The 14648-nt window shown below is 60.3% G+C and carries 9 protein-coding genes; 7 read left to right on the top strand and 2 right to left on the bottom strand.

Translation table 11 applies throughout. The features are described 5' to 3' along the window. Positions 1-488: 488 nt before the first annotated feature. The 4 genes from ACIQLF_RS08120 (at position 489) to ACIQLF_RS08105 (ending at position 9682) form a co-directional block, all read left to right on the top strand. Complete coding sequence (locus tag ACIQLF_RS08120; protein WP_400296619.1) at positions 489-5312, top strand: peroxidase family protein; 4824 nt, start codon at positions 489-491, stop codon at positions 5310-5312. Positions 5313-5863: 551 nt separating this feature from the next. Continuing rightward, positions 5864-7075, top strand: coding sequence for an MFS transporter (locus ACIQLF_RS08115; protein WP_400296618.1), 1212 nt, complete (start codon positions 5864-5866; stop codon positions 7073-7075). Between the two features lie 319 nt (positions 7076-7394). Further along, positions 7395-8759 (top strand): amino acid permease, encoded by a 1365-nt coding sequence (locus ACIQLF_RS08110; RefSeq protein ID WP_400297073.1) that lies wholly within the window; start codon positions 7395-7397, stop codon positions 8757-8759. Positions 8760-8884: 125 nt separating this feature from the next. Further along, positions 8885-9682 (top strand): DsbA family protein, encoded by a 798-nt coding sequence (locus ACIQLF_RS08105; RefSeq protein ID WP_400296615.1) that lies wholly within the window; start codon positions 8885-8887, stop codon positions 9680-9682. 3 nt (positions 9683-9685) lie between these two features. Here the strand turns inward: ACIQLF_RS08105 and ACIQLF_RS08100 are convergent, their stop codons facing one another. After that, positions 9686-10360 carry a LytR C-terminal domain-containing protein gene (locus ACIQLF_RS08100; protein ID WP_400296613.1) on the bottom strand — a complete coding sequence of 225 codons (675 nt, stop codon included), beginning with the start codon at positions 10358-10360 and terminating at the stop codon, positions 9686-9688. 6 nt (positions 10361-10366) lie between these two features. Beyond that, positions 10367-10666, bottom strand: a complete 300-nt coding sequence (locus ACIQLF_RS08095; protein ID WP_210002387.1) for a type II toxin-antitoxin system VapB family antitoxin — start codon at positions 10664-10666, stop codon at positions 10367-10369. A 181-nt stretch (positions 10667-10847) separates the two neighbouring features. Between ACIQLF_RS08095 and ACIQLF_RS08090 the strand changes: the two genes are divergently transcribed. The 3 genes from ACIQLF_RS08090 to ACIQLF_RS08080 all read left to right on the top strand — a co-directional run bounded on the left by ACIQLF_RS08090 (position 10848) and on the right by ACIQLF_RS08080 (position 14624). Further along, positions 10848-11873, top strand: coding sequence for an isopenicillin N synthase family dioxygenase (locus ACIQLF_RS08090; RefSeq protein WP_400296611.1), 1026 nt, complete (start codon positions 10848-10850; stop codon positions 11871-11873). Between the two features lie 308 nt (positions 11874-12181). Beyond that, on the top strand, positions 12182-13945 hold the full coding sequence (locus ACIQLF_RS08085) for a sensor histidine kinase (RefSeq protein WP_400296608.1): 1764 nt from the start codon (positions 12182-12184) through the stop codon (positions 13943-13945). Between the two features lie 301 nt (positions 13946-14246). Next, positions 14247-14624: an Hpt domain-containing protein gene (locus ACIQLF_RS08080; protein ID WP_400296605.1), complete on the top strand. Its 378-nt coding sequence runs from the start codon at positions 14247-14249 to the stop codon at positions 14622-14624. Positions 14625-14648 lie beyond the last annotated feature (24 nt).

Here is a 14648-nt window from a genome sequence, read left to right as displayed (position 1 = left end):
GACATAGTAGACCCCACTTGGGGGAGTCGGTTCAATCACAGATGCATTTTTGGGTAGCACCAATTTCCCTGGACAATTACGGCCATCGGTTTTTCCGCCGCTCCGTCATTAACTTGGGAGTAAAAGTGAAGAAAAATGGGTATGTAAGCAAGCGCCCGGGCATCAAATTTGGGGCCCTCGCGATTGGGACCGCACTGGCTGCCACAGTTGCAGTCGCACCAATTCCGGCGGCCTTCGCCGCCCCTCCGCCAGGTCAAGACTTCAACGTCACCCAAGGCGATTTGGAATATATCATCAAACAGATCGATATTTCCGAAGCCCACGCAGAGAAGTCGCTCGCGAACCATAACGCATCGCCACTTTGTGGAAACGGAAAGCGGTTCGACGTCGCGTCACAGACATTCTTTGACGCCAACAACGATCCCTGCGTTGGAAACCCTCAGCTGCCGCACGGTCTGCGGACCGTAGATGGCCGGTGGAACAACCTCATGCCGGGCCAGGACGGTTTCGGCACAGCTCAGGAAACATTCCCCCGGCTCGTCGACGCGGTGTACAAGGAGGCCGATCCCGTGCCGGACGGCATCCCCGGCAACCCGTTCGGGACGCCGGGCACGGCGACCAGCTACGAGCAAACCTCAGGGATGGTTTTCGACAGCAATCCACGAACGATCAGCAATCTGATCGTCGACCAGACGACTGAAAATCCAGCCGCCGGCGAGGTTGCGGCACGCGTCGAAGGTGCCGGTCTCGAGGGAACCACCAACACGTTCATTCCCGACATCGCCACGGACGAGGGTCTCTCGGCCTCCGCCACGAGCCTGTTCACGATCTTCGGCCAGTTCTTCGACCATGGTCTGGACCTGGTGTCCAAGGGCGGAAACGGCACAGTCATCATTCCCCTGAACGAGGACGACCCGCTATATGTCCCGGGTGGATCCAAGAATTTCTTGACCCTGACCCGCGCCACCATCGACACTGGCGACGACGGTACCGCGCGTGAGCACATCAACCGCACTACGCCGTTCGTGGACCAGAACCAGACCTACGGTTCCCACGCATCCCAGCAGGCCTTCATGCGTGAATACGAGATCGTTGGCGGTTCACCGGTTCCCACGGGCCTAATCCTCGAAGGCGCCGACGGCGGATTGCCCACTTGGGACGATGTCCAGGCGCAGGCTGCCGAGAAGCTGGGCATCTCACTCGATGACTTGGATGTCCTGAATATCCCGCTGCTGAACACGGACCCATACGGCGGCTTGGTCCTCGGCCCCAACGGCAAGGCCCAGTTGGCCTACACCGATGGGTTCCGCGAAGGAAACACCGGCTCGCCGATCCCCACGGATGGGCTAACCGCAAACGCATCGTTCCTGGACGACATCGCCCACACCGCGGCACCGGATGTCCCCGGATATAACAGCGCCCTGCTGGGCAAGCACTACATCACCGGTGACGGACGCGGCAACGAAAACATTGGTCTGACCAGCATTCACCACGTGTTCCACTCCGAGCACAACCGGCTCCAAGCGCAAATCAAGGAGGAACTGGCAACCATGCCCGCGGCCTTGCAGGAACGCTTCGCCGCCGACGGCTTCTGGAACGAGGGCGAGCGCCTGTTCCAGGCCGCACGCTTCCTGACCGAAATGCAGTACCAACACCTTGTCTTTGAGGAGTTCGCACGCAGAATCCAACCGGAAATCGACACCACCGTGTTGAATGAGAACTCCTACCAGCCCGACGTCAATTCATCGATCAGGGCCGAGTTCGCCCACTCCGTGTACCGGTTTGGACATTCCATGCTGCGGGAAACGATCCCGGTCGAGCGAGCCGACGGCACGTTCGACGAGAAGCCGCTGCTGGAAGCGTTCCTCAACCCGGCAATGTTTGCTGCTTCCGGCACCGACTCCGCCGATGCCGCAGGCAACATCCTCAAGGGCCTGGCCAACCAGACCGCCAATGGCGTCGACGAGTTCGTCACCGACACCCTCCGCAACAAGCTGCTCGGTCTCCCGCTCGATCTCGCCACGATCAACATGGCAAGGGCTCGGGAAACCGGCACCCCGGGGCTCCAGGCGGCGCGCAAGGCCTTCTACGCCGAGACGCGCGACCCGCAGTTGCAGCCCTACTCGAGCTGGGAGGACTTCCGGCTCTCGATGAAGCACCCGGAGTCCATCGGCAACTTCATCGCCGCCTACGGCAAGGACCAGTCCCTCACCGACGCCACCACCCTGGCGGGCAAGAGGGATGCCGCAACGGTACTCGCGGCCGACACTGCGTTCATGAACCTGCCCGCGGCCGAAGCCGGCCTCGACGAGATCGACCTGTGGATGGGCGGACTGGCAGAGAAGCCATTCGTCTTCGGCGGCATGCTCGGCGCTACGTTCAACCACGTGTTCGAAAAGCAACTCGAGGACCTGCAGAACGGCGACAGGTTCTACTACCTCTCCCGCAACCTGGGCAACTCGCTCTTCCACACGCTGGAAGGGAACTCGCTGTCGCAGATCGTGCAGCGCAACACCAGCGCCGACCGCGTCCCTCACGATGTCTTCGCGGCGCCGCAGCTGACGTTCAACCTGGACGACGGTGCAAACCGCCAGGGCGAACTCAATACAGCTGGCCTCACCGGATCACAGGCAGACGGCTGGCGGTTCACCGGAGGCGAACACATCGTCGTCCAGGACGGCAAGGATGCCCAGGATGCCGACCAGGGCAGCACCATCCGCGGAGGAATCGGCGACGACTCCATCTGGGGCAAGGGCGGCAACGACACCATCGAGGGTGACGACGGTGCCGACGCCATCATGGGCGGCGCCGGCGACGATGTCCTGACCGACATCTTCGGCGACGACCGCATTCAGGGCGAGGCGGGCAACGACGCCATCAACGGCGGACCCGGCATCGGCGACCTGCTCTTCGGCGGTTCCGGACAGGACTTCATCGTCGGCGGCCAGGACTTCTCTACCAGCTTCGGCGGGCTCGGGAACGACTTCATCCTCGGCAGCACCGGGCGCGACAATGTCCGCGGCGACGAGGGCGACGACTGGATCGACGGCGGAACGAACGCCGACCTCCTGGTCGGCGACCTGAGCAACACCGCGCAAAACGACCCGGGGCTGTACCACGGCGGACACGACGTCCTGGTGGGCAGGACCGGCAACAACGACCACGATGCCGAGGGTGGCGACGACATCATGGTCGGCGGCCCGGGCACCGACCGCTTCGCGGGCATGCTCGGCTTCGACTGGGTCACCTATGACAAGACCACGCACCCGGTTCGGGCCGACTTGGACCCCATCCAGATCGTTCCCGGCTCCGAAAGCTCCATCATCGATCGCTACGACGAGGTGGAGGCGTTCTCCGGATTCGACGGGGACGACGTCGTCCGCGGCGTCCGCAGCCGCGACGTGTTCGACAACCCCGAGGAAGACAAGATCGGATACGGCCACCGGCTGACCCAGGCGCATCTGGACCGCGTCACAGGTCTTCGCGACCTGCTGGGCGGCGGCGAACAACCGGTCTACGCCTTGCCGTTCCTCGAGGGACAGCCATTCGAAGCCGCCGACATGAACAACAACCTCATCCTCGGCGGCGGGGGCAGCGACCTGATCGAACCCCGCGCAGGCGAGAACTTCATCGACGGCGACGCCTGGCTCGACGTGAACATCGTCCTCGGCGATGAACGCTCGGACAAGCTCGAGCCGTTCATCGACCGCATCTTCGACAGGACCATCAACCCGGCGGACCTGAAGATCGAGCGGCGGATCCAAACGGCAACGGGCGGACAGGACACCGTGGTGTACCCGATGGACAGCGCTGATGCAACGATGACGGCACTGCCCGACGGCATGGTCAAGGTCGAGACCGTTGGCAATAACGCCAGCACGGACGTGCTTCGCAACATCGAGCAGCTGCAGTTCAACGACGGTTTCGTCGACATCAGCCTGGGCCTCGGCGATCCCGATCCCGATCCCGGCGTCGCGCGCTCGGTGGCACTGTCCAGCAACGCGGTCCCGGCAACGGGCGGCCAGCTTACGGCCAACGTGGTCGGACCGATCACGAGCGGCACCGAAGTGGCCTTCGAGCTCCAGGTCATCCGGCTGACGCCGGACAAGACACCGTTCGCCACCACCACGCAGTCGAACACCACGGGCAAGTTCACCTTCACCGACGCCGAGGCCGGATTCCCGGTCCAGGTGATCGCCACGGTGACCGGGGTCGACGGCGCACCTTCGCAGTACATCTCCGAAACCACGCAGGGCACACTCAGCACTCTGCAGCAGCTGGTCACGGCACAGGCACCGGACCACGACGATGCCAAGAAGACCGTGACGATCCCGAAGGTCACCGGTGTTGCCTACTCCATCGACGGGGCCGGCAAGCCAGCCGGCACCTACCCGGCAACCACGCTGGTGACGGTCAAGGCAGAGGCGGCCTCGGAGGACTACATCGTCGAGGCACGCACCTGGAAGATCGATCTTCGGACCGGCGTAGCTCCGGCGGCTCCGGCCTTCGACGCCGCGGCGAACTCGGTGAAGATTCCGGCCATGGCCGGCGTCAGCTACTTCATCGACGGCGCGGCGAAGGCTTCCGGCACATACAGCTACAGCGGTTCGGGAACCGTGACGGCCAAGGCCGCCAACGGCTCGTACAAGCTGCTCGAGGACGCCGATGCCTCCTGGAAGTTCGACAACCGGAATGCGGTAACCCCGACGAAGCCGGTATTCGATGCATCCAAGAACACGGTAACCATCCCGACGCAGGCGGGTGTGAACTACTTCATCAATGGCGCGGCGAAGAAGGCAGGAACCCACACCAATGCCGGCACGGGCACCGTGACAGCCAAGGTCGCTCTCGGGGCCGAGGCACTGACCGGAACGACGTCGTGGAAGTTCGACAACCGGGATGTGGTGACACCGACGAAGCCGGTGTTCAGCGCCTCGGGCAACTCGGTTAAGATTCCGTCGAAGACGGGCGTCGTCTACTACATCGACGGTGCGAAGAAGTCGGCCGGTACCCACAAGTACACCGCTAGGGGCACCGTCACCACCCAGGTGTCCAGCGGCTCGTACAAACTGGCCGGAACGACGTCGTGGAAGTTCGACAACCGGAACACTGTGACGCCGACGAAGCCGGTGTTCAGCGCATCCAAGGACACGGTGAAGATCCCGTCGAAGACGGGCGTCATCTACTACGTCAACGGAGCGAAGAAGTCGGCCGGTACCCACCGCTACAAGGGAACCACCACGGTGACCACGAAGGCATCCTCGGGTGCTTACGTGTTGACCGGCACGCAGAAGTGGAGCGCCCGTCTCTAGGGACGATCCGCTGACGCGATAAACAAGTGAAGGGCCGGTCAACTCAAGGTTGACCGGTCCTTCACTTTCGCCCTCCGTGCTACGAAATGGGTTGACACAGCCAGACCGGACCGGTGATGGTCGACGGACGCAAGGTGCAGCACCATCGCCGGAACCCTAAAACCGGGCTCTCAACGAATGCCTCGCTGCTCCCGGGCTCCGGCCCGGGAGCAGCGAGGCAACTGCAGCACCAACGGCAGCCTGAACTTCGCTGATTCAGCACCGGCGATTGCTGGCAATCAGGTTCTTGGCTCCTGACACCGGCGTTGGGGCGTCCTCGTCCGTTATCAGTCCATGGATCCGTCCCCGGGATCAAACGGCATCGATCCACCCGCAGTTGGCGTCCCGGCCGCCAACTGCAACCGCTGAGAGGAAGTTCTCGCGATGCTGTCGCCAATCGCACAGCCCCTTCGGTCCCGTTTTCGGTAGCCCTCCTGCCGCGCAGGTCAATAATGGAAAGCAGGCTCTCCACCGGGGCGCCCCGCACGTACCGAAGAAACGCAAGGAGCCAGGTGAGCATTCAACACAACCCGCCAACAAAGCTTTTCAGCCGGGATTTTGTGCTCGCCTCCGTCGTCAACCTCTTCATCTCCATGGTCTTCTACATGCTGATGACCTCGATGGCGCTCTATGCCGTTGAGCGGTTCCAGGCCTCCGACAGCGCGGCGGGGCTTGCATCGAGCGCCTTCATCATCGGTTCCGTCGCGGCACGGCTCATCGCCGGAAAGCTGCTGGCTCTCTGCGGGCGCAAGCCGCTGCTGATCGCATCCCTTGTCGTGTTCGTCCTGGTTTCCGTGCTGTACATACCGGCCGATTCGCTCTGGCTGCTGCTGATCCTGCGATTTGTCCACGGCATGGCCTTCGGCGCTGGCAATACGGCCCTGGCCACCGCCGTCCAGGCGCTCATACCTCCGGCACGGCGCAGCGAAGGCACCGGATACTTCAGTCTTTCCAGCACGCTGTCAACGGCCGTGGGCCCGTTGCTTGCAGTGGTCTTGGCATCCAGCGGAAATTACACCGCCGTTTTCTTCTTCTGCGCGGTTTCCTCGTCGGTCGCACTGCTGATCGGGATCCTGCTGCGCCTGCCGGAACCCGTCAAGGTCGCGGGGCACCCGCACGTTGGCTCGCGCCGCGGAAGTTTCCTGCGTTCAATCATCAGCCCTGCCGCACTGCCCATCTCGCTGGTGATCCTGGTGTGCGGCTTGGCCTATTCGGGCATCATCTCGTTTCTGGCCCCGTTTCTGCTTTCCCGTTCGATGCCGGCCGCCGCCAGCTGGTTCTTCCTTCTCTATGCTGTCACGGTGCTGCTCTCCCGGCTCTTCGCCGGGCGGATCCAGGACCGACGCGGTGACAACGCGATTATGTATCCGCTGTTGGCGGTCTTTGCCCTGGGCATGGCCATGTTGGCGTTCGAACCCAGCACCCTCACCGTGGCCCTCGCGGCCTTGCTCACCGGGCTGGGCTTCGGCGCGCTGATGCCCTGCGCCCAGGCAATCGCGGTCTCCGCCGTATCCCCGGCCGACATGGGCGTGGCCACCTCGACCTTCTTCCTCATGCTTGATCTGGGCGTCGGCTTCGGCCCTGTTGCCCTGGGCCTGGCCATTCCCAACCTGGGATACACCGGAATGTTCGGCATCCTTGCCGCACTTGCCGCACTCGGGATCGGTCTGTACTTTCTGGTCCACGGCCGGCGGCACTCCGGCGCAACCGCGGCTTCCGCCTAACGGCCCCGATCAGGACCAACGGACCGGCACCGACGGACGACCCGAACGACGGCTGTCCAGGCCGCCCCGGACCACGGCCGGCGGATCGATATGCGGCGAAACGACTGGATTGCGCGCTTCACCCAAGACCACACCGATTCCACGCGCAAACGCTCCAGAACCCAACAATGATGCGAAAAGTGATCCGCGACACCGAATAATGTTTGAGTCGGGCCACAGACTTACCATGGGATAAGCCCCTTCCACCCAAAGGTTTATTTTCGTGCCCCAATTTGCCCAGGCGCTAGCCCGCGGACTCAATGTCCGCCACGTCCGGTTCATGGCCCTAGGTTCGGCCATCGGAACCGGCCTGTTCTACGGTTCCGCATCTGCCATCCAGGCCGCCGGACCAGCCGTACTCTTGGCCTACATGATCGGTGGCGCAGCCGTCTTCATGGTGATGCGCGCCCTGGGCGAGATGGCCGTGCGCCATCCGGTTTCCGGCTCATTCGGCCAGTACGCCTCAAAGTACCTCGGCCCGTTTGCGGGATTCATCACCGGCTGGACCTTCGCCTTCGAAATGGCAATCGTAGCCATCGCAGACGTCACCGCGTTCGGCATCTACATGGGGTTCTGGTTCCCCGACGTGCCCCGGTGGATCTGGATCTTGGCGATCATCTTCTTCATCGCCGCGTTGAACACCATGAAGGTCAGGGTGTTCGGCGAAACCGAATTCTGGCTTTCCCTCATCAAGGTTTCGGCAATCATTGCCATGATCGCGGGCGGCATCCTGATCGTGGTCTTCGGCTTCGGCCTGCCCGCCGAAGCCAATCCGGGCATCGGCACGATGCTTGCGGCCGGCGGGTTCTTCCCCAACGGCTTCTGGGGGCTGCTGGCGTCCTTCTCGATCGTGATGTTCGCCTTCGGCGGCATCGAGACCATCGGCATCACCGCGGGCGAGGCAGAGAACCCGAAAAAGGTCGTTCCCGCGGCAATCAACACCGTTCCGGTACGCATCCTGCTCTTCTACGTGTGCACGTTGGGCATCCTCATGATGATCTATCCGTGGAACGAGATCGGCACCGAGGGAAGTCCATTCGTGCAGATCTTCGACAACCTGGGTATTCCGGCAGCGGCACATATCCTCAATGCCGTCGTCATCACGGCCGCGATCTCCGCGATCAACTCCGACATCTTTGGCGCCGGCCGCATGATGTTCGGCCTGGCCCAGCAGGGCCACGCCCCGGCATCCTTCGCGAAGATCTCCCGCAACGGTGTGCCCTGGATGACGGTGTTGGTCATGGGCATCGTGTTGCTGGTTGGCGTATTGCTCAATGCCGTTATGCCCGAGTCGCTCTTCCTGATCATCGCCTCGATCGCCACCTTCGCAACCGTGTGGGTATGGGTCATGATCCTGCTTTCGCACATTGCGATGAAACGAACCATTGCCCGGGAAAACTTGCAGGCCTCCGAGTTCCCTTCCCCCCTGTGGCCTGCGGCTTCCTACGCAGCGCTGGCCTTCATGGGCTTTGTGATCGTACTGCTCGGCGTCATCCCGGAAACCCGGGTCGCCCTGGTTGTGGGCACGGTCTGGATCGGGCTACTCTTCGTCGCCTACAAACTGTGGGTCCGAGGCAAGGGCCACGAACGCGCCGAGCTGGTTGATGAAACAGGTCGCGAGTACGTCCCCAGCGAGTTGCGCTAAACACCGCGCCACGACGACGATGCCGCCACCGCCTATCGGCGGTGGCGGCATCGCTAGCTTGCGAGAATTTCTCGGGTTTCCCTCAAATAATCCCGCAGGGGAATATATGGTTTCGACCGCGTCTCGTGGGCCGGCGCCAAAGGTTTGTTGCCCTTCACACACGTGGGAATACACTTCGACCGAGGGCTGTTGACGAGATTATGACTGAAACCCGCCTCAGCGTTGACATTTTTTCCGATATCGCCTGCCCATGGTGCTTCATTGGCAAGCGCCGCTTTGAAAAAGCCGTTGAAGCACTGCCCTTCGGCGAGAAGATCGATGTGAAGTGGCATGCCTTCCAACTGGACCCTTCCCTGCCGGACCACTACGAGGGAAGCGAACTCGACTACCTGGTCAAGGCCAAGGGAATGCCCGCAGATCAGGTCGCAGGCATGATTCAGCACGTGACCGGTCAGGCCGCGGCGGAAGGTTTGAAATACGACTTCGATGCCCTTCGCCCTGCCAACTCCTTCACGGCACTTCGCCTGCTCGCCTTGGCCAAGGACCGCAATATGGGTGACGCCATGAAAGAAGCTCTGCTCTCGGCCCACTTTGAAAAGGGTCTGGATACCGGCGACAAGGAAACCCTTCAGCGCATCGCCGATCAGGTAGGCCTCGATTCAGCGGAAACGGAAGAAGTCCTGGCCAGCGACAAATACGCAACCGAAGTCCGCGCCGACGGAACCCGAGCACGCGAAATGGGCGTCAGCGGTGTTCCGTTCTTTGTACTGGACAACAAGTACGGAATTTCCGGTGCCCAGCCTTCCGAGGTATTCGAACAGGCGCTGAGCCAGGTTTGGAAGGAAATCGGAGGCAACGAGTTGCAAATGATGGCCACGCCATCGGCCGACGGAGAGGTCTGCGGCCCCGAAGGCTGCAACTAACCTCTAATCTTTATCCGACTTCGACGGTTCCGGCTTGGCCGGAGCCGTCGTTTTCTTTTTGCTGCCGCATTGAAGCTTTCCGGGCTGGGTGTTTACCTTCGCTTCCTTGACCAGCTTTTTGTATTTGGTGCCGATAACCACGTCAACCGTCTTGCCCTGCCGCTTCGGATCGAACACATAGGTCAAGCCGGCAACATGGCGCTGCACCGTCATCGCCTGCGCATACCCGTCGGGGCCAGAAATCACCGCGCCGACAACATTGGCCTTGGACATCCGGGCGTTGCCCACTTCGCCTACCTTGAAACCCCGCCGCTCAAGTTTCTTGGCGGAAGCGCCGGCAAGCCCCGCAATCTGTGTTCCGTTCATGACGTTGATCGTCATTTTGGAAGGGTCGACATAGTCGAATTGATCGCGTGGACATGCGGTGTGGGGTGCTACCGGGGCTTCAGCCACTGGTTTGGGTTCAAGGGCATCGATGACTATGGCCCGGGTATTCACCAAGTAGGCAAGAACCAATGCTGCGACCAGCAGCAAGACCGCCACGGAGAGAATAATGCCGTGACGTATGTTTCGATGCCGTTTTGTATTGGGATCGGCGCTGAACTCCGGACTTGCCAACTCGTCTTCTGAGACGATGTGGTGCCCATGCCATTCATTCGGATTCGAATCACGCGCCATTGCCGTTTAGTCCTCGATCACCAGTACACGGGCATGCAGGATTGAACGCTGGTGCAGCGCAGTTCGCACCGCACGGTGGAGCCCGTCCTCGAGATACCTGGTGCCCCGCCATTGAACAACATGAGGAAAGAGGTCACCAAAGAACGTTGAATCCTCGGCCAACAGCGCAGCCAAATCCAAGGTGCTCTTGGTAGTCACCAATTCATCCAGGCGGACTTGCATGGGAGGCACGACTGCCCAATCCTTGGGCGTCACGTAGCCATGGTCCGGGTACGGGCGAGAATCGCCGACAGATTTGAAGATCACTTGACCAGCTTAGGAAACTTCTGCAGATATGTGGCTAGCTTCGGCCAATAATAATTCGAGTCGTTTGTTTTCTACGCAAATTCGAAGCCCCCGTCAAGGGTTCCGACGCATGGATTCACACTACGGAACCTGAGGTAACGCAAGCTGTCACATTCAAGCAAACCGGGTGCATTCTTGTGTCATGAGCACAGTTCTTACTTCGGTTCCGGTCCTGGATATGTCATCTGCCCGTCACACCGACGGGACCTTCAATGAAGATTTCATTGAAGCTTTACGCGACGCCGCACACAATGTCGGCTTCTTCCAGATCACCGGGTATGGTGCGGCACCGGGAACTTCCCAAAGGTTGCTTGACACGATTGCTGAATTCTTTGCGCGACCGGTCGAAGAAAAACTGGAGTTGGACAACCGTTCTTCGGCACAATTCCGAGGCTACACGCGGCTGGGTGCAGAAATCACCCGCGGTCGCGCGGATTCACGGGAACAAATCGATTTCGGGCCAGAGCTGGAACCGTTGACTGAGGTACCTGCAGACAAGCCCTACCTGAATTTGCAGGGCCCAAACCAGTGGCCTGCCGCATTCCCCCAGCTCAAGACCGTGGCAATGGAATGGTCTGAACTGATGCAGAAGGTGGGCGCCGAACTGCTGGCCGCCCTCTCAGTGGGGTTGGGTCTGCCCGAAGATTACTTTGCACAGGCTTTTACCCCCGACCCCGCATGGATGGGCAAGCTTGTGCACTACGTCGGTGGCGGCATCGTTCCCGCTGCAGGCAACCAGGGGGTCGGAGCCCACGCAGACTACGGATTCATCACGCTGCTGCTTCAAGACTCGGTGGGCGGCCTTGCGGTCCAGCCATACGGCCACGAGGAATGGATCTCCGTCAAGCCGATCGACGGAGCGCTTGTGGTGAATCTGGGCGAGATGCTGGAGGTCGCAACCAACGGCTATTTGATGGCCACCATTCATCGTGTCACTGCTCCACCGGCCGGAGTCGATCGTTATTCCGTGCCCTTCTTCTACTCCCCGCGCCTGGATTCGGTCATCGACACCGTTCCGTTGCCGCCCGGACTCGCGGCACAGGCCCGCGGAGTCTCTGACGACCCGGAAAATCCGATGCTGGCTTCATACGGTGCCAACGTGCTCAAGGGCTGGCTACGCGCGCATCCACAGACAGCGAAGGCCCACTACCCGAATCTGGTGAAGTAGCCTCGGCATATGGCTTGGGTGCCGCATAGATTCATCGGGGCACCCAAGCCCTCATGACCGGCATTCCGGCCGCTGAACAGGACGCTGCCTACCCGGACCGTACCTCTTGACGGTGCGCTTCGGTCAGCATGCTCCGGTTAGCCAAGGCAGATGCTCAAACACGGAAAATCCCCAAACGCGATTCCCAAGGATCCAAGGGACGGATAGAGCACAAAAGGTGTCCCGCATTTCAAGAACCAAGACATCATGAGGCATCTTGCGCTGCCCGTGGCCAAACGCCCCCAATTTCAGTCACTATGATTTAGAGCATGACCGCTACGCAACCAGTCGATCGACCGAGCCAGGAATCAACCGGATTGCTTACCCGCATCGGACTGAAGGTCACTGGCGGCAAGCCCTTCTCAGACCTACCCATACGGCGGAAGGTTGTCCTTTCGCAGTTGCCGATGTTCTTTGCAGTGCTCTTCGCGTGCACCTTTGCATTGCTCTCCAATGCAAAGGAAATCTATGGCGACACCCTATTCACTGCCGGCGTCGTCCTTGTACTGCTGAACACCGTCGCTTCATTTGCTGTGCCATGGGAGAAGTTCCGCTCGGAATTCACCTACCTGGTCATCCCCGCGGCAGGAATGATCGCAGCATGCCTCATGTCAATGGGCGCCTACTATTGGCTCAGCGGGATGACGCTGCTCATCGCCTTTCCCGTTTTTTGGTTTGCCTGGTCCGGCGTCGCGCCACGGTTGACATTGATGCTTTCCTTTGTGCTTCCGCTGGCAACAACATTGCTGCAGCTATGGCACAACGACATACCGTTCACACTGATCAATGTAGTTCGGCCGTTGCTCATACCGTTGGTGATTTTGGCGCTTGCCAGTACCACCGTGATCGTCGAATACAACACATCGCTCAAGAATCGTATGCTTCGCGAGTCCTTGGCCACTAGCCGGCGCCAGGCAAACCTGCTGAACGCCGTCCTCAACGCCGCGAATGTGGGCGTCGTGGTCGTCGACCGCGACGGAAACGACGTGTTGATGAACGACATTCAACGGTTCCAGCATCGCCATGCAATTCCCCCAGAGCATCCAGACCCCACCGAGGACAAGCTCCTCGTGCGGGCGGTTTCCCCGAATTTTGAAGTGTGCCCCGAGCTCATGCCTAGTGATCAGCGCCCGGTACTGCGGGCCATTCGCCAAGAAGAATTCGTCGATGAATTGATTGCGCTGGGGCCGCTTCATGATCCGATTTACAGCTCCACCTCGGCACGGGCACTTTTTGACGATTCTGGCGTCTATGACGGTGCCGTGATCATGTTCAAGAACGTCACGCCCATGATCACGGCGTCGAAAACCAAGGACCGGTTCTTGGCCAATGTCAGCCATGAGCTGCGTACGCCATTGACGTCAATCCTGGGTTACCTCGAGCTGCTAGAGGACGAGGTACAGATGACCTCCGGGACCAAGAAATCGCTGGATGTCATTTCAAGGAACACTAATCGGCTCCTGAGCTTGGTGAATGACCTACTTACCGTGGCGGCCGGGCGCCATCAGATCAGCGTTTCGGCAATGGATTTCGGAGCTGTTGTCCAGGCCCGCCTTGAATCTATGGCACCGCGTGCCTCCGCAGCCGGAATCGAGCTGAACCAAGGGACGTTGTGCCATGAACAGGTTCTCGGCGACGCGTTGCGTCTGGGGCAGGTTGTGGACAACCTTGTTTCCAATTCAATCAAGTACACCGACCGGGGCGGGTCGGTGACAGTGGAAATGGATTGCACCGAGGATGAAATTTGTCTCCGCGTCATCGATACCGGGCGTGGAATCTCCGAGGCGGACCTCAAGCAACTATTCGTCAGGTTCTTCCGAAGCAACGACGCACAGCTGTCCGGTTTGCCCGGAGTCGGATTGGGCTTGGCCATCACACGCGAACTGGTGATGGCCCACGGCGGAACCATCAGCGCGGAAAGCGAAATCGGCAGGGGGACAACGATGACCGTGCGGATGCCACGCAAGTCCGTGAAATCCGATTCCCTTCCCTCTGCCTTCGTAGGCCAGCCGGCAACCGAAAACCGAAGTTAACTAGCGAGGCGGGTCATTGATCCCCAAGATCACTAACCCGCTTCGCTATGAACCGTCGTTCGCTCTCGCCCCCAAGACGCTAGCGAACATTTTTCGGATCACTTCGGTTCACTCAATGTGCCCGACTCCCCCATGCAGTCGGTTTCCCGCCGTACTGGCTTAGCTATGACTATTCCGTGTAAGCATCAAGTTCTCCACCAGAGTGAGGACAACTTTTCCGCAATGATGACGCAGGTTCGTTTAGGCAATTCTTGAGGTTGTCTTGAGTGATTCCATGGGAGGATCATGAGCTTGGGCATTCATGATGGACAGCATGACAATGCCATTGAGTTCACTAGATTCTGTGGTGTGTACACAGACCCTAGATAAGCTCTCTGAAGATCTGGGCCACGAATACACATCGAGATTTGTTGTGCAGTTCTGTTCCATGTGGCCGACGCGGCTCAATCGCCTTGAAGAGGCCCTGTGCAGCTGCAACAGCGAGGCCGGGCAAGATGCAGCATTGTCGCTGAAATCAGGCGCCTCAATGGTAGGCGCCAGGGAACTGGCGGAGCTTGCAGAATGGTTGCATGGCGCGTTTCAGGACAAGCTTGTGGACGTGCAGCGCAAACTGATAGCCATGATTCGCGAAGTCGGTCGCCGCTCAGTTCAAGAGCTTTCGACTATGAAAATTAGCTAGCACACCAAACCACGGAAGCCGCAG

Source organism: Paeniglutamicibacter sp. NPDC091659 (genome assembly GCF_044756805.1).
In the GTDB taxonomy this organism is placed as follows: Bacteria; Actinomycetota; Actinomycetes; order Actinomycetales; family Micrococcaceae; genus Paeniglutamicibacter.
Note: the sequence above shows the minus strand (reverse complement) of the source record. Positions and strands in the feature narration are given on the sequence as shown.